The organism is Frankia canadensis, from assembly GCF_900197875.1.
GTDB lineage: Bacteria > Actinomycetota > Actinomycetes > Frankiales > Frankiaceae > Frankia > Frankia canadensis.
Window position 1 is genome coordinate 13,158 of the sequence record NZ_FZMO01000538.1, and the last position, 16,971, is coordinate 30,128.

Sequence of the window (16,971 nt, forward strand, 5' to 3'; positions counted from 1 at the left end):
TCATCTGATTCCGGAGTGCATGAAGGCGTCGGTGACGCGGCGGGAGGCGACCAGGTACACGGCGACGATGGGCAGGGTCGCGAGCATCGAGCCGGCCAGCAGCGGCCCGTACTCCGGGCCCTCCTGGGTGAGGAAGAAGGCCAGGCCGGGCTGGATGCTGGCGTGGTCGATGTCCGGCGCGGCCAGGCTCGGCCACAGGTACTCGTTCCAGGAGGTGATGAACAGCAGGATCGAGACCGCGCCCAACGCCGGCCGCAGCAGCGGGAGCAGCACCAGGCGCAGCACCTCCCCCGGCCGCGCGCCGTCGAGGACGGCCGCCCCCAGCACGGTCGGTGGCACCGCCCGGACGTGGTCGCGCAACAGGATGACCGCCAGGCCCGTCCCGTACAGCTGCGGCAGGACCAGTCCGGGATAGGTGTTGCGCCAGCCCAGGTGCGAGATCATCAGGAACAGCGGGATGATCAGGGACTGCGGCGGGACCAGCAGCGTGATCACGATGAGCGCCGTCAGCACCCGATGCGCCCGGGGTGGGAAACGGACCAGCGCGTAGGCCGCCGGCACCGCGATGAGCAGTTGCAGCAGCGTGACCCCGGCGGCCATCGCGGCCGTGTTGAGCAGCAGCCGCCAGACAGGGAACGCGCCGGTGGCCACCCGGTAGTTCTCCAGGGTCGGCGACATCGGCAGCGGGTTCTCGTCGAAGATGCCGCCGGGAGTCTTGAAGGACGCCGCCAGCGCCCACAGCACCGGCAGGACCATCACGGCCACGGCCGCGAGCAGCAGCGTGTGCCGGCCGACCGCCCCCGCGATCCGCCGCGCCCGCCGGGACGCCGCGCGCCGCGGCCGGGCCGGCGACGTCCCGGCGGGCGCCGTGGGCGCCAGGACCCCGCTCTGCCGCGGGATCGTCGCGCCGCCCAGGCTCACGCCGACCGGGCTCACGGCATCAGGCGAAGTCACGGCGCCTCCGTCCGGTCAGCAGCAGGCCGATGCCGAGCACGACGGCGAGCGCGGTGGTGATGAACACGGCCGCGGCGGACGCCGTGCCCGCGTCGAAGAAGGTGAACGCGTAGGTGAACAGTCGGTAGTAGACGTTGTCGGTGGCACCGTCCGGGCCGCCCTGGGTCAGCACGGCGACGTTGGCGAAGATCCACGGCCACACCACGACCAGGGAGAGCATCCCCAGCAGGACGATGGTGCGCCGCAGGTGCGGCAGCACCAGATGCCGGGTGATCTCCCACTCGGTGGCGCCGTCCAGCGCCGCCGCCTCCAGCAGGCCGCGGTCGAGGCTCGCCAGCGACGCGCCGAACAGCAGGACGTTGAGGGCTACGACCTTGGCCGCGGTGATGAACCCGACCGCGTACAGCGCGGTGGCCGGATCGCCAAGCCAGTTGTGGGTGCCGAGGCCGAGCCGGCCGGTGATCACGTTGACCAGCCCGGACAGCGGGTCGAGCAGGAACTGCCAGGTGATCGCCATCGCCACCGGTGCCAGCACGACCGGCAGGAACAGCAGCGCCCGGTAGACGGAGCTCACCCGACCGGGCCGCTTCCACAGCGCGATGGCCAGCGACATCGGCACGACCGTGGCGAACGGCAGCAACACGGCCGCGAAGACGAGCGTGTTGCGCGCGGCGCGCGGAAAATCCCGGCCGTCGACGAGCCGGGCGTAGTTGGCCGTTCCCAGCCACGAGAGATGGGTGTCCGTCAGGTTCCAGCTCATGAAGCTCAGCACCGCGGTGAACACCAGCGGCCCGTACACCCACACGAGCAGCGCGACGACCAGCGGACTCAGGTAGAGCCAGGGACGGGCGCGGGCACGTGCGCCCGGGGGGGCGTGGGCCGCGCCACGCTCCCCCGCCTCCAGGGTGGAAACGGTCATGCGGTCACTTCTGCGCGAGGACGCCGCGCACCTGGCCGGCCACCGACGACAGGGTCGACGCCGGCTTGGCCCCGCGCAGCACGATGGGCTCCACCGCGTCGTCCTGCAGGGCGACGACGGCCTGGCTGGCCCGCTTGCCGCTGAACGACTGGTACGGGCTGACGTGATCGAGCTGTGCCAGGGCCGGCGACAGCAGCTTGTTGGTGGCGAAGTAGGTGGCGAGGTACTTCGGGTCGGTCGCGAGGCTCGGCCGCAGGGGCAGGTAGCCGATCTTCGACGTGATGATCGTGAAGCCCTCCGGGGAGGTCAGGAACCTGATGAACTCCCAGGCGGCCTGCTGGTGCGCCTCGTCCTTGGCCAGCACGGCGAGCCCGGCACCGGAGTAGGTGGGCGCCGCGGGACGGCCGCCGAAGCTCGGGAAGCCCGTGCTGCGCAGCTCGAACCTGCCCTTCGCCGCCTTCGCCAGGCTGACGGCGACGGCGGTGCTGCCGACCAGCATGCCGAGCTTGCCGGCGGAGAAGGCGGCGACGGCGTTCGTGGCGGTGATCGCCGGTTGCGCGCCGGAGGTGGTCAGATCCTGCATCGCGGTCAGCGCGGCCACGGCCGGCGGCTGGTCGAAGGCCGGCTGGCCGTCGGCGCCGACCTCGCGCCCGCCGTTGCTGGCGATCAGGGACTGGGTCAGGTAGTCCGACTTGCCGGAGTCGACGACGGCGAAGTACGCGCCCTGCGCGCTCGCCTTGTCCTTGATGGCGAGCGCGTCGGCCTTGACCTCGTCGATCGTCGTCGGCGGCCTGGTCGGGTCGAGGCCGGCCTTGCGGAACAGGTCCGCGTTGTAGAAGATCACCGGAATCGAGATGGTGTAGGGAATCGCCTTGACCTGGCCGTTCACCGCGACGGCGGACAGCAGGCGCTGGTTGAAACCGGCCATGGCGGCGTCCCAGTCCGCCTTGGCCGGGATGCTCTGCACGGGCACGATCGGCAGCAGGTCGTAGGCGGCCGCCATCTTGCTCCAGCCGATCTGGGCCACGTCCGGCGGCGAGCCGGCCGCGGTGTCGGTCTGCAGCCGGGTCAGCACGTCGGCCACGGCGACGCCCTGCGGCTTGATGGTGATGTTCGGGTGTGCCTTCTCGAACGCGTCGATCAGGGCCTGCGTCCCCTGGCCGCCGATGTCCGGCGTGCCGTAGTTGTACGACAGGAACCTGATGGTGATCTTCTGATCGGCGGCGGAGGTCGACCCCGCGGTGGTCGATCCGCCGGTGCTCGAGTCCCCGCAGGCGCTGACGGCGGCCAGGACGGTCGCCAGCACCAGGACGATGGCGGCGGTCAGGGACCGTCGTCGACGCCCGGCGCGCGTCGGCTGGTCAGGTGTACTCAACGGGTTCCTCCCCCGGGACGGATGTCGAACGTGCGGCCGGGGGCGGCGAGGTGCACCGGTCCCCGGAAGGAGCGCTCGGCATCGGCCTTGCGCGCCTTCAGCCAGGTCTCGTCGGCGGTGATGAAGTGGGTCAGCACGAGCTGCCCGACCTCGGCGGCGGCCGCGGCGTCACCGGCCTCGGCCGCGCAGAGGTGGCCGTGCGCGGTCACGTCGGGTTCCTCGAGGGTGGCCTCGGAGAGGAACAGGTCGACGTCGCGGGCGAGCGTGACGAGGTCGGGGGTGTAGGCCGTGTCGCCGGTGAAGGCGAACGATCCCTCCGGGCTCTCCAGGCGCGTTCCGCAGTTGAGCAGCGAGTGGTTCATCCGGTGCATGCTGATCGCGTTGTCGCCGACGGTGAACGTGTCGGCAGGCTCGTACTCGTGGACGTCGAACGCGACGTCGAACGACCGGTCCAGCACGGGGAAATGCGGCACGGGGAAGACTGACGCGAGAGTGTCGAGCTTGGACCGCCCACCCTTCGGCACGTACAGCGGGATGGGCGGCCATTCGTGCCGCGCCGCGTCCCGGAGGGTGGGGAAGCGTTTCGGGTCGCGCAGCCGGCCGGACAGCAGTGTCTTTCCCACCGTCAACAGGTCATAGCAGTGATCTGCGTGCAGATGACTGATGATGATGGCATCGAGGTCGCTCGGGTGCGCTACCGAGCTGAGCGCCGTGGCGGCGCCCGGCCCGCAATCCAGCAGAAGCCGGGCCGACCCCGTCTCGACGAGGTAGCTGGAGCTGGGCTGACCGTCCGCCGGCATCCCCTGCCGGCAGCCCAAGACCGTTAGCCTCATGCGTGCACCCATTTCTCCGGATCAGATATCAGACGACGTCGGCTGACCGACTCCGGGAAATGTTCCCAGCACGCAAACCGGGCTTCAATCGTGCAGCAGCGATGGGTCGATCGCGAATCAGATTTCGGATTGTTCACCGGGCCGCCGTCGGGTGGCCACGGGCCCGCCGCGCGGTGATACGACGACGGTGCTATCGGCGGGCGCCGGTCAACCCATGCGGGTCGGGCGGCCTACCGGCTACGGCCCTCCTCATTCGGCTGACGGGGCACACGAGCCGTTCTCTCGTCCGGCGAGGAGGGGAACGGCGCCGCCGCCGCCAGGCTGTTGAGGAAGGCACTGACCCCGGGCTGCGAGTCCGGCCGCCACACGGCCCGCACACCGACCCGCGGAGTGGGGTTGACGATCCGCAGCGCGACCAGATCCTCGGTGGGCCGTCGGGGCCGCGCGTCCGAGATGAAGCCGACCGCCCGCAGCGTCTCGACCATCACCGCGGTGGCCCCGCTGTCCTCCACCTCCGCGGCGACCGTCAGCGGGATGCCGCACCGCTCGGCCGCCGCGAACACCGCGTCGTACATCGCGGGGCTGCGTTCCCGGCGCAGGAGCACGACCGGCTGGTTCGCCAGCTCGCGGAAGGCAATCTGCTCCCGCTCGGCCCACGGGTGGTGCCGGGCGACCATTGCGACGAGCGAGGCGGTGGACACCCGCTGGGTGAGCAGCGGTTTGGGCGGGATACCGGCGTAGACAAGCGCGACGTCGATCTTGCCCTCGGAGACCGCGGACAGCTGGGCGCCGCTCAGGCCCTCCCAGAGCGTCGTCGCCAGCCCCGGATAGTCCGTGCTCAGCCGGCGCAGGGTCGGGCGGAGGACCTGCTGACCGGCCGCGAAGTTGAAGCCGATACTGATCTTGCCCGCGCGACCGGAGGCGGCCTCGCGCGCCGTGTCCACCGCCCGCTGGGCATGCTCCAGCACCTGCTCGGCCTCGATCCGAAATGCCTGGCCGGCGGGGGTCAGCCGCACGTCGTGAGAGGTGCGGGCGAGAAGCTCCACACCGAGCTGACGTTCGAGTCGCTGCAACTGTTGGCTCAGTGTCGGTTGACCGATGAAGAGTTTGGCAGCGGCACGCCCAAAATGTCGTTCCTCTGCGATCGCCAGGAAGTACACCAGGTGTCTGAGTTCCAGCTTGGTGTCCATCGCACCTCCCGATCTGACTCTAAGCAGGCCGGGACAACCGCAGATGAATCGGACATGGAGCGGAGCTGGCCACCTGTCGCACTCAGCCCGGGGCGCCGGCGGGGCCGGAATTTCGCCGCGGCGAGGGCGATGAGGAGAACGACGAGGACGCGACTCGTGGCGGCTTCCCGGTCCCGCTACTGGTCCCGGACCTGGTAGTGGTCCCGCGACCGCCGCTTTCCCGGCCTGGCGGATTGGGAAGGAGCTGGACGAGTCCGACGACGACCACGCTCAGAGCGGCGAGAACGAGCAGGCTCACCCGGAAGGCCGCGGCGACCGAATCGGTGTCATGCCAGACCGCGAAGTAAACCGCGCCGACGCCCGCTACCCCGAGCGAATTGCCCACCTGCTGCGCCGACGCCACCAGCCCGGACCCGGCGCCGGCGACCTCCGGACGCAGTCCGAGCAGCACGGATGCGATCAGCGGGCTGTTCACGAGGCCCTGGCCCAGCCCGTCCACCGCCAGCGGCAGCGCGATCCAGACGATCTGACCGCCGGTTCCCTGCACGCCGACCACCACCCACAGCGCGACCAGCCCCAGCGCGCGCAGACCCGCCCCCAGCGCGAGCCCCTGCCGCCCGAGGCGCTCCCACACCCGGGCCGCCCGCAGCGAGCTGAGCAGGAATCCACCGCCGAGCGCGCTGAAGACGAGCCCGGCCCCCAGTGGGCTCAGGTGACGCCCGTCCTGCAGATACAGCGCGAGCACGAAGAACCAGGACGCGACGCCGGCGAAGAACAGGACGATGTTGACCAGCCCGACGCTGAAGCCCCGCCCGGCGAACAGCGCGGCCGGCAGGATCGGGTCGTCGCCGCGGGCCGCCGTCCGCCGCTGCACCGGCACGAGGACCGCGATCAGCACCACCGCGGCGGCGGCGCAGCCCCAGATCCAGCCAGGCCAGCCCTGGTTGGGCCCCTCGACCAGCGGGAGGACGACGGCGACGAGGGCCGCCGTGACCAGCACGGCGCCGACGAGGTCGAGGCGGGGCGCCGTGCCGCCCATCCGGCCCGGCGGCACGTGCTGCCAGGTGAGCAGCAGCGCGGCCGCGCCGATTGGCACGTTGACGAGGAAGCAACTGCGCCAGCCGAGGCCGGCGGGATCGGCGGCGATCAGCGCACCGCCGACGACCTGGCCGCTGACCGCCGCGCCGCCGAGGGTCAGCGCGTAGGCAGTGTAGGCGCGGGCCCGGGCGGCGCCGCTGTAGGAGAGGTTGATGATCGCCGTAACCTGCGGGACCAGCGCCGCCGCGGCCAGCCCCTGGCCGGTCCGGGCGGCGACGAGGGTCGGCGTGTCGTTGGCGAGCCCGCACAGCAGCGACATCACGACGAACAACACCAGCCCCCAGGCGAACACCCGGCGGCGCCCATAGCAGTCCCCCAGCCGGCCGCTGGTGGCCATTCCCGCCGCGAACGCCAGGTTGTAGCTGGTCACCAGCCATTCGAGACCGCTCGCCGAGGTGTGGAAATCCCGTTCGATCTCCGGGATCGCCGCGTTCACGATGAAGATGTCCAGCACCACCATCGCGGTGCCGCACAGCACCACCGGCAGCATCGCCCGGCCGGGGGACAGCGCGTCCGGGCGCGCGGTGCGCTCGGTCTGTGATGTCGTCGTCGCGGACACATCACCCATCCTGCGACCGGAACGCCGAACCACGACCCCCGGATCCCACTGGATCGATCGCGTCATTCCCGGTACGCGAGTCGCGTGTCACGGCCAATCGCCCGATTGCCGATCGGTCGATCGGTCGATCGGCTGGATGTATGCGACGCGCGCGGCGGAGTATTACCGCGTTACTCGTGGAACACCGCCCACGCGGACTCCCAGCCGAGGAGTTGCGAATGTCCACCACAGCCTCCGCCCCGCACGCGGCCGGCGATGCGGGCTCGCCCGTGCTGGCGGCCTTCGCCGCAGCCCGGGAGAATGATCCGTATCCGGCCTACCGCGCCATCCGCGCAGAAGATCCGCTCCCCGGAACCGACCTGGGCGGCCACCGGATCACGCTGGTCACCCGGCACGGCGACGCCGGCACCGTGCTGTCCGATCCCGCGTTCGGCCACGGCTACAAGGACCGGATCAGCCCGTTCCGCCCGGACGGCGACGCGGATGACGGCCTCGAATCGCTCCTGCGGACCGACCCGCCGGACCACACCCGCCTGCGCCGGCTGGTCAGCAGGGCGTTCACCCCCGCCGCCCTGGCCGGCCTCGCCCCCGACCTCACCGTCTACGTGAACGACCTGCTCGACGCGGCGCTCGCGGCCGGTGACGTCGACGCCGTCGCGGCGCTCGCCCGACCGGTGCCGCTGCGGATGATCTGCCGACTGCTCGGCGTACCCGCCGTGGACGAGCAGATCTTCTGCGACTGGGCGGAAACGCTGATCCGGGGCGTCGATCCGGACTTCCTCCAGACGCCCGAGGAGATCGCCGCCCGTCGCCGGGCGGCCCGGGAGCTCGACGACTACTTCCGCGAGCTCATCGCCCGGCTGCGGGCGAGGCCGGGCGACGACCTGGTGAGCCGGCTCGTCTCGGTGCACCTCGAACAGGACGCGCTGACCGGCACCGAGGTCCTCGCCCTGTGCGCCGTGCTGCTGGTCGCGGGTCTGGAGACGACCGTCAATCTCATCAGCGGCGGGATTCGCGCCCTCGCCCTGCATCCCGAGCAGGCAGCGCTGCTGCGCTCCGACCCGAGCCTCGTCCCCGCCGCGATCGAGGAGATGTTGCGCCACGACCCACCGGTCCAGTTCATCCCGCGCACGGTCCTGGCGGACACCGAACTCGACGGCCGGCCGTTGCGCCGGGGCGACGGCGTGCTCGTCGTCACCGGCTCGGCGAACCGCGACCCGGACGTCTTCGACGACCCGGACCGCTTCCTCGTCACCCGCTACGCGGGCGTCACCCCTGCGGCCCGCCACCACACCTTCGGCCTGGGCATCCACTACTGTCTCGGCGCCCCCCTGGCCCGCATGGAGACGGAGATCATCTTCCGGCTGCTCCTCGTCCGCACCCGGGACCTCACCCTGCCCCCCGGGGAGCCGACCTACCGCAACCAGAGCGTCATCCGCGGCCTCGCCACCCTCCCCCTCCACCTCGTGGCCGCCTGAGGGACCAGGCTCGCTGTCGCCGCCGACCGTGGCAGCTTCACAGCGGCCCGTGTCGAGAACAGAGTGACAGAACGGACACGACACGCGGAGTTCGCGACACGGGGCCGCTGTCCCCCGCACACGCTTCCCACCGACGGGAAGGCCGCCCGGTACACGGCCGCCGGGTCGACGTCGACACCAGTGGTGATCGCGCCGATGCTCAACGAGCACCACGCCACCGCGTCCTGCCTGAACTCGGCCGTCCCGCTGCACCTGGCCATCCTCGCCCGGGAGACCAGCCGGGCCCGGTTGCTGGCGCTGGGCAACCCGGTCGGCAACCGGCCCGACCCGGTCCGCGTCGCCGAGGAGCTCGCCCTCGTCGACGTGCTCTCGCTGGGGCGCCTGCAGGCCGGGTTCGTCCGCGGCACACCCACCGAGATCCACGCCACCAACACCAACCCGACCCAGCAGCGAGGCCGGTTCTGGGAGGCCATAGACCTGATCACGAAGGCGTGGACGTCGCACGACGGGCCGTTCAGCTGGGAGGGCGAGTACTTCCACCATCGCCAGGTCAACGTGTGGCCGCGTCCCTACCAGCAGCCGCATCCCCCGATCTGGGTGACGACGCTGAGCGCGTCGTCGGCGCCGGAGCTCGCCGCCCGCGACTATGTCATGGCAACGATCATCAACGGGAAGGAGGCCTGCCGGTCCATCTTCGACCGCTACCGCCGCACCGCCGCGGAGCTCGGCCGCCCCGGCCCCGTCGCCGACCGCCTCGCCTACTGCGCCTACGTGTTCGTCGGCGAGACCCACGAGGAGGGCCTCGAACAGGCGAAACCCCAACCGCTATCTCCTGATGTCGGCCCGATCTCACCGTGATGGTGGGGTCGGGATCCACTCCGGAACGGAGATGGCCATGCAACGGAAGGCACTTTCGATCACCATGCTTACCGCGTCGGTCGCGGTGGGGCTGAGCCTGCTGTCGGCGCCGGCGGCGCTGGCGTCGGGTGGTCCCGGGGGCGGCGGCGACGGCGGGCACGGCGGCGGGCGGCGGCTCGGGCCGGCGGTCTCGACCAGCGGCGTCGGCTCGCTCGGCAGCCCGTGGACGCTCAAGTCGCAGCACGACGACGACGGCCCCGGCCTGGTCGTGGGCGAGGAGTTCGAGATCGGCACGCCGGCCGGTCACGTCTGGTCGGTGGCCTTCGCCGACAACGGCGTCACCTTCTTCCAGCAGACCGTGACGGCCGACGCGGCCGGGGTGCGGGCCATGAGCAAGACCGCCGACCTGGGCGTCGACCAGGTCATGAGCGTGCACGCGGTCGACCTCGGCACGCACGAGATCATCGACGGCTCGGTCGACCTGCCGGCGCTCTGACCGTCCACGCGACGCACCGGATCAGCCCCGCGACGACGGGCGGCTGTCACCCACGCGGTGACGGCCACCCTGCCGCGTGCGGGCGGCCGTTGGCACCGTTCCAGGCGAACAGGTCGGGGTCCGCCCTGTTCGGCAACGCGGCCGCGATCGGTGCCGTGACCGCCAATGGCGCGAGGACAGACGGGTGGGCCGCTCCCAACCACGCCCGGGCGCCCACCGGCCAGGCATGGTCGGGAGGCTGACTGGCACTGGTTGGCACGGCTCTGTCGCCCTACGCTCACAGTCGTGGCTTCGGGGACGGCGTCACCGTCATGGACGGTGTCGCCAGCAGGAATGGTTTCGCCAGCAGGGAAGGCGGCCCACTCAGGGTTGGCGGTGCCACCAGGGTCGGCGTCACCCTCGACCGCGCCCGGTGGTGGCTCGGCGCGGCCGCCGGTGCTGCGGCGGTGGGCGCGAGGACTGATCGACACCACGCGCCGGCGGGCGGCGACCCCACCGGGGCGGCTGCGGCTGGTCACGGTCGGGCTGGTGGCGGCGATCGTGCTGCTGTGGCTCGCGGCGTTCGTCTCAGTCGTCTCCCGGCAGCACGCGGTGGCCGGGGTCCGGGGCACATCCGGTCCGGCGTTCGTGGCGGCGCAGCGGATCCACGCCGACCTGTCGGAGGCCGACGCCAGTGCGGCCGGCGCGTTCCTGGCCGGCGGTGTCGAGCCGGCCGCCCAGCGCGAGGCCTACGAGCAGGGCATCGCGGCGGCGTCGGCGCAGATCCTGGCGCTGTCGAGGGCGGGGGTGCCGACTTCGACCCAGCCGTCGCTGACCGTGCTGACCAGCCAGATCCCCGTCTACACCGGGCTGGTCGGGCAGGCTCGGGCGAACAACCGGCTCGGCTTGGCGGTGGGTGGCGCCTACCTGCGGCAGGCGTCGAACCTCATGCAGACCTCGATCCTGCCGGCGGCCGACCGGCTTGCGGCGGCCGAGGCGGGGCGGGTCGACGGCGGCTACCAGGACGCGACCCGCTGGTGGCAGCCGGCGCTGGTCGCGGTGACAGGCGCGCTCGCGCTCGGTGCTCTGGTGGCCGCGCAGGTGTCGCTCGCCCGTCGCACGCACCGGTACCTGAGCGTCTGGCTGGCGGCGGCGACGGCGCTGACCGCGATCGTCCTCGGCCTGACCCTGGCGGACCTTTCGGCACAGCGCTCGCGGCTCGTCGACGCGCGCGACAACGGCTTCGTCCCGATGACGGTCGTCGCGCAGGCCCGGGTGCTGGCCCTGCGCGCCTGGGGCGACGCCAGCCTCTCCCTGATCGCCCACGGCGACGGCGCGGACCTGGACGCCGACGCCGACGCGGCGACCGCGCGGCTGGGCTTCAACGCCTCCGGCGTCCGTGACCCCGCCGGCGTGCTGCCGACCGCCGGGCGGCTCGGCGGCCCCGACAGCGCCACCCGCACCCCACTGGAGCGGTACTGGCGCGCCTACCAGGCGAGCGCGGTGAGCACGCGGTCCGAGGCATCCGCGGTCGGCGGCTTCCAGCGGGCCGTCCAGCTGGCCCTCGGGGACGGGACGACGACGTTCCGCCGCTTCGACGACGCCGCCGACACCGCGTTGACGACGAGCCAGCGCCGCTTCGACACCTCGGTCAGCTCCGCGGCTGACGCGCTGACCGGGCTCGGGATCGTGGTGAGCCTGGCGCTGGCGCTGGCCGCGGTGGGCGTCCTGGCCGGCTTCCAGCCAAGAATCAGCGAGTTCCGATGACGGGCCGCTGGGTGCCGTCCGCCGGCGTGCAGGTCGCGGCGGCGATCCTGGTCGCGCTCACGGGCTTCAAGATCGACCTGGCGAAGGAGGTCGGCCGGGCCCTGTTCGGCGCGGACGGCCATGTCCGGTTCCGGGCGGTGACGCCGGCCGAACGGATCAACGTGGTCCAGCAGGGCGAGGTCGACCTCTCGGCGGCGACGATCACGGTCACCTGTGCGTGCCGAGCCCAGGTGGACTTCTCCGCGGTGTACTTCCAGGCGTCCAAGAACGTGCTGGTGCTGGGCTCGTCGCCGTACCGGGAGCTGGCGGACCTCAGCGGCCGGAAGGCCTGCGCGGCCAGCGGCACCACATCGTTGCAGCGGATCGTCGACACACCCACGCATCCCGTCCCCTACCCGGTCGCGAACGTCACCGACTGCCTCGTCGCGCTGCAGCGGGGTCTGGTGGAGGGCGTCGTCAACGACAACACGGTGCTCGCCGGCATGGCGGCGCAGGACCCGGAGACGAGGATCGCCGGCCCGAGCACCCTCGACGTGCCCACGGCGATCGCGGTCAGCAAGGCGCATCCGGAGCTGACGGTGTTCGTCAACGGCGTGCTGGAGCGGCTCGCCGCCGACGGCACCTGGGCACGGCTCTACGCCGCGCACGGCCTGGACCACGCGCTCGGCCCGGCCCCCGCCCCCCCCACTTCCTCGCTACCGGAGCTGACGATGCGCGACCTCCAGTCCCGCCTGCTCGGCGCGGGCGTCCTCGCCGCCGGCCTGGCGCTGGTCGGCGGATGTGCGACGGTGTCGAGCCGGCCGCCGGCCGCCGCCCGCCCGCTGGCCCCGCTCGCGACCACCCCGGTCCCGGCGGTCACCTCGGCCGCCTCCGTGCCCGGCTGTGTCGACCCCGAGGCGAGCTGGCGCCCGCCGGCCTCTCTGCCCGCGCCCGGGGCGATGCCGGCGGGCTCGTTCATGGCCGCGATCGTCCGTCGCGGCTACCTGCGGGTCGGCGTCCTGGGGGACGCACCACCGTTCGGATCGATCAACCCGCGGACCGGGCAGGCGGAGGGGTTCGACGTCGACCTCGCGGAAGCGATCGGCCGGGCCCTGTTCGGCTCCGACGGTCACGTCCGGCTGCGCACCGTCACCCTGAACGAGCGCGTCGGGGTCGTCCGCGGCAACGACGTCGACCTGGTGGTCGCGACGATGACGGTGAACTGCCAACGCCGGACCCAGGTCGACTTCTCCGCCGTCTACTACCGGGCCCAGCAGCGGCTGCTCGTGCAGGAGGGGTCCGGCTACCGGGAACTGGCCGATCTCGGTGGAAAGAAGGTGTGCGCGGCGGCCGGGACGACGTCGTTGCAGCGTATCGCCCACAGCGAGTCGCGCCCCCAGGGCAAGCCGCGGCCCCTCCCCTTCTCGGCACCGAACGACACCGACTGCCTGGTCGCGCTGCAGCAGGGCCGGGTCGACGCGGTGAGCACCGACGACTCGATCCTGGCCGGCATGGCGGCGCAGGACCCACACCTACGGATCATCGGCCGTTCTCTGGAGGAGGAACCGGACGCGATCGCCGTCAGCCTCACCCATCCCGAGCTCACCCGGTTCGTCAACGGGGTGCTCGCCGGTCTCGAGGCGGACGGTACCTGGGCGGCGATCTACCACCGCTGGCTCGGAACGCTCGGCGACGTCCCGGCCCCGCCCGCGGCCCGGTACCGCGACTGATCATGCCGGTGTCGACGGGACGAGCACGATGATCGCCGGCGGACTGTCCGCGGTGGATGTGGCCATCGAGCGCCTGCGGGAGGTGACGTCGCAACTCGCGGTGGACCTCTTCGCACTCGACGGCCATCAGGGCCGGGCGCTGCTGGACCCGCCGGACCGGTGCACCGGGATGACCGCCGCACGCGCGGTCGTCGCGCTCGATCGACTGGCCTGGCTGTTCGAGCGCTACCTGGAACTGTCCGACCTGATCGCCACCGTCGACGCGCTGCCGGGCGGACGGTCCGCCCGGCGACGCGAGCGGGCAACGATCCTGCTCCGCGCCGCCGCGACGGCGGCCCGGCCGCGGCCACCCCACCCCGAAACCGGCGACCCGTCGGCTACCGACCCGGGCCCGGCCCCCACAGCAGCACCGTCAGCCGCAGCGGGGCCGTCAGCCGGACCAGCACCGTCAGCCGGAGCAGCACCATCGGCCGGAGGGGGGTGGGCGCCCGGCGCGGCGCAGGTGGCCGTGCCGGAGCGGCTGCTCGCGGACATATCGAAGACCGTCGGACGGGTCCGGGCCGACTTCGACGCGGTGCAGGCCGCACAGGACGGTCTGCTCTCCGACCTGACCGGGGTGCATCAGGAGGTAGCACGGGTGTCCGCCGAGGCGGCCCGGATCGGCGCCACAGCGCTCGCGGAGCTCGGCGCGGCCGAAGCGGCGCTGGCCGCGGTGATGGAGGCAGCGGCGAGGGACCCGCTCGGGGCCCCGCCCGGGCAGGCGACCCGGGCCGGCGAGGCCGTCGCGCACGCTGCCGCAGCCGTGGATGCGCTGGCGCTGGCCTATGACGCCCTCGATACCGGGCTGCGCGACGCCGGCATGCTGCTCGAGGAGATCGTGGACACCGCGACGGCGGGCGAGTGGTCGGCCCAGGAAGCCACCGGACGCATCCGCCTGGCGGACGGGGACCTGCTGGGGCTGCCCGACGGCTGGCTCGATGATCCCGGCCGCGGCCTGCGGCCCTGGCTGGACCGGCTGCGCGGGCTGGCCGCGGGACCACCGGAGCGTCGCCTGGCCGCCGCCCGCGGCCTGGCAGCCTGGACCGCCGTCGCCGAGCGGACGCGGGCGCACGCCCGCCAGGTCGCCGACGCGAACGCACTGCCGCTGCGCCGCCGGGGCGAACTGCGCGGTCTGCTGGGCGCGTTGCGGCAGAAGGCCGTCGCCTCCGGTCTCGCGGAGGACCCCGCGCTCGAGATCATGTACGCCTCGGCCCACGACCTGCTGTACACCGCGCCAACGGACCTGGCGGCGGCGAGCGCCCAGGTCACCGTCTACGCGGCGGCGCTCGACCGCGACCGGAAGGCGTCCCCGCCGGCGGCCGGTCGCACGTGGGGCCATCGGATGGATGAGGGACGAGGGGGCGCGCCATGCCAGTGATCGCCTGCCCGGAGCCGGGCTGCCCGGGCGTCATCGAGGACGGCTACTGCACCGAGACGGGCCTGGCCCACAGCACTCCCGACGCCAGCGCCCCGGCCGGGGGCGGATCAGCGGGTGGCGGATCAGCGGGTGGCGGGTCGGCCAGTGGCGGGTCGGCCGGAAGCGGATCAGCGTCGCCGGCCGGTAGCGGGCCGAGCGGCGGGTCGTCGCGGTCGGGCAGGTCGCGCCGGTCGGGGACGGGCTCGGGGCGGCGGCGCGGGCTCGGCGGCGGGCTCGTCGAGATCCCCGAGATCGCCGTGCCCGACCCGTCGTCGCGGCTGCTGACCTCGCCCAGCGTGCCGGAGTCGCGGCGGTTCTGCCCGAACGGCCACCAGGTCGGCCGGGCCAGAGGCGGCCGACCGGGCCGCACGGTCGGGTTCTGCGGCGAGTGCCAGGCGCCGTTCTCGTTCGTACCGGCGCTGAAGGCGGGCGACACCCTCGGCGGCTACGAGATCGCCGGCGCGCTCGCCCACGGCGGCCAGGGCTGGATCTACCTGGCCCGGGACCGCTCGGTCGCCGACGACTTCTGGGTGGTGCTCAAGGGCCTGCTCGACGAGGGTGACCCGGATGCCCGCGCCGCCGCCATCGCCGAGCGGCGCTTCCTGGCCACGGTCGACCACCCGGCGATCGTCAAGATCTTCACGTTCGTCGAGGACGGCGGCACCGGCTACATCGTGATGGAACACGTCGGCGGCACGTCCCTGCGCGACGTGCTGAAGGAACGCCGGGCCGCCGCCGGGCGCACCGACCCGCTGCCAGCCCAGCTGGCGATCTCCTACATCCTCGCCATCCTGCCGGCGTTCACCTACCTGCACCGCACCGGCCTGGTCTTCTGCGACCTCAAGCCGGACAACATGATGCTCGGCCGGGACACCGTCCGGCTGATCGACCTCGGCGCCGTCCGCCACCTGGACCAGCAGGGCGGGGCGAGCTACCACACCCCGGGCTACGCCGCCCCCGAGATCGTCGAGGCCGGCGGCGCCGGGCCGTCCATCGCCTCCGACCTGTACACGGTTGGGCGCACGCTCGCCGCCCTGCTGCTGAACTTCCGGGGCAACACCACCACCTACCGATACTCCATCCCGCCGCCCGCCGACCATCCGGTGCTCTCCCGGTACGACTCGCTGTACCGGTTCCTGGTCAGGGCCACCGCCCGCGACCCGGACGAGCGGTTCGCCTCCGCCGAGGAGATGCACGACGAGCTGGAGGGGGTGCTGCGGGAGGTCGCGGCGGACGTGACCGGCAAACCGTCGCGGTGGACGAGCCGGCGTTTCACCGCCGACGCCCATCCGACCGGGCGCTCACCCGACGGTGCGCCGGCCGGCCCGCCGTGGGTGGTGCTGCCCGGGTTGCTCGTCAACGACGCCGACCCGGCGGCGGGCGCGCTGGCCCGGCTGCCCGCCGTCGACCCGGACGAGCTGGAGTCGCTGCTCGCCGCGGCGGGCGTCGAGGGAGTGGAGGTGCGGCTGCGCCTCGCCCGCGCGCAGCTGGAAGCCGGCCGCTTCGCGCGGGCACGGGAGCTGCTGGACGCGGTGGAGGCCGAGGACCCGTGGGAGTGGCGCGCCGCCTACTACAGGGGTCTGATCAGCCTGGCCCAGGGGGACGCGGGCGCCGCCCGTGACCTCTTCGACCAGGTGTACGGGCAGGCCCCGGGCGAGCTCGCGCCCAAGCTGGCGCTGGCCTACGCGGCCGAGGACGCCGGCGACCCGGCCCTCGCCGAGCGGCTCCACACCGTCGTCGCCAGCACCGACGACACGATCACCAGCGCGGCGTTCGGCCTCGCCCGGCTGCGGGCGGCGGCCGGTGACCGCGCCGGCGCGGCCGCGGCCTACCGCCGGGTGACCCCGGCATCCCCCGCGTACGAGCAGGCCCAGGCAGCGCTGGCCCGACTGCTCGGCACCCGCACCGCGGCCGGCACGCCATCCCGGGACGACGTCGCGGCGGCCGCGGGCGTGCTCGACGCGCTGCCCACACAGGCGCCATCACGGCCCGCGCTCACCCGCGACCTGCTCACCGCCGCGCTGGACCTGCTGGAGCCGCGCGGCCCGCTGCGTCCCGGCGACGACGTCCACGTCGCCGGCCGCCCGTTGCGGGACGCCGACCTGCGGCTCGGTCTCGAGGAGGTCTACCGCCGGATGGCCCGGCAGGCCGCCACCGACACCGAGCGCCACCGCCTCGTCGACCAGGCGAACCAGATCCGACCCTGGACCTTCCGTTGACGCCCGCCTCCCCGGAGCCCACATCGCCCGAGCCCACCTCCCCCGGCTCGCACGGCTCACACGGCTCACACGAGACTCCCG

Annotated in this window: 13 protein-coding genes; 7 read left to right on the forward strand and 6 right to left on the reverse strand. The window is 73.1% G+C overall.

Annotated elements, in window-relative coordinates; translation table 11 throughout:
* The 6 genes from C1A33_RS29915 to C1A33_RS29940 all read right to left on the reverse strand — a co-directional run bounded on the left by C1A33_RS29915 (position 1) and on the right by C1A33_RS29940 (position 6,928).
* Entirely contained in the window at positions 1–954 is a 954-nt protein-coding gene (locus tag C1A33_RS29915; protein WP_243408073.1) for a carbohydrate ABC transporter permease, read from the reverse strand.
* Positions 941–1,873 carry a carbohydrate ABC transporter permease gene (locus C1A33_RS29920; RefSeq protein WP_101835448.1) on the reverse strand — a complete coding sequence of 311 codons (933 nt, stop codon included), beginning with the start codon at positions 1,871–1,873 and terminating at the stop codon, positions 941–943. Before C1A33_RS29920 ends, C1A33_RS29915 begins: the two co-directional genes overlap by 14 nt.
* A gap of 4 nt (positions 1,874–1,877) precedes the next feature.
* Positions 1,878–3,248, reverse strand: coding sequence for an ABC transporter substrate-binding protein (locus C1A33_RS29925; RefSeq protein ID WP_243408074.1), 1,371 nt, complete (start codon positions 3,246–3,248; stop codon positions 1,878–1,880).
* Complete coding sequence (locus C1A33_RS29930) at positions 3,245–4,081, reverse strand: MBL fold metallo-hydrolase (protein WP_101835450.1); 837 nt, start codon at positions 4,079–4,081, stop codon at positions 3,245–3,247. The genes C1A33_RS29925 and C1A33_RS29930 overlap by 4 nt, the downstream gene beginning before the upstream one ends.
* 230 nt (positions 4,082–4,311) lie before the next feature.
* Complete coding sequence (locus C1A33_RS29935) at positions 4,312–5,271, reverse strand: LysR family transcriptional regulator (RefSeq protein WP_101835452.1); 960 nt, start codon at positions 5,269–5,271, stop codon at positions 4,312–4,314.
* A gap of 82 nt (positions 5,272–5,353) precedes the next feature.
* Positions 5,354–6,928, reverse strand: coding sequence for an MFS transporter (locus tag C1A33_RS29940; protein ID WP_165818649.1), 1,575 nt, complete (start codon positions 6,926–6,928; stop codon positions 5,354–5,356).
* A gap of 218 nt (positions 6,929–7,146) precedes the next feature.
* Between C1A33_RS29940 and C1A33_RS29945 the strand changes: the two genes are divergently transcribed.
* The 7 genes from C1A33_RS29945 (at position 7,147) to C1A33_RS29980 (ending at position 16,890) form a co-directional block, all read left to right on the forward strand.
* Positions 7,147–8,406, forward strand: coding sequence for a cytochrome P450 (locus C1A33_RS29945; protein WP_101835456.1), 1,260 nt, complete (start codon positions 7,147–7,149; stop codon positions 8,404–8,406).
* Between the two features lie 195 nt (positions 8,407–8,601).
* Complete coding sequence (locus C1A33_RS29950) at positions 8,602–9,264, forward strand: LLM class flavin-dependent oxidoreductase (RefSeq protein WP_101835470.1); 663 nt, start codon at positions 8,602–8,604, stop codon at positions 9,262–9,264.
* 37 nt (positions 9,265–9,301) lie between these two features.
* Positions 9,302–9,760 carry a hypothetical protein gene (locus C1A33_RS29955; protein WP_207770569.1) on the forward strand — a complete coding sequence of 153 codons (459 nt, stop codon included), beginning with the start codon at positions 9,302–9,304 and terminating at the stop codon, positions 9,758–9,760.
* Between the two features lie 375 nt (positions 9,761–10,135).
* Complete coding sequence (locus C1A33_RS29960; RefSeq protein WP_243408075.1) at positions 10,136–11,506, forward strand: hypothetical protein; 1,371 nt, start codon at positions 10,136–10,138, stop codon at positions 11,504–11,506.
* Positions 11,503–13,215 (forward strand): transporter substrate-binding domain-containing protein, encoded by a 1,713-nt coding sequence (locus C1A33_RS37160; RefSeq protein ID WP_243408076.1) that lies wholly within the window; start codon positions 11,503–11,505, stop codon positions 13,213–13,215. The genes C1A33_RS29960 and C1A33_RS37160 overlap by 4 nt, the downstream gene beginning before the upstream one ends.
* A gap of 28 nt (positions 13,216–13,243) precedes the next feature.
* A complete protein-coding gene (locus tag C1A33_RS29975) occupies positions 13,244–14,632 on the forward strand; it encodes a hypothetical protein (protein WP_101835458.1) in 1,389 nt (462 codons plus the stop codon).
* Entirely contained in the window at positions 14,623–16,890 is a 2,268-nt protein-coding gene (locus C1A33_RS29980) for a serine/threonine-protein kinase (protein ID WP_101835460.1), read from the forward strand. The genes C1A33_RS29975 and C1A33_RS29980 overlap by 10 nt, the downstream gene beginning before the upstream one ends.
* Positions 16,891–16,971 lie beyond the last annotated feature (81 nt).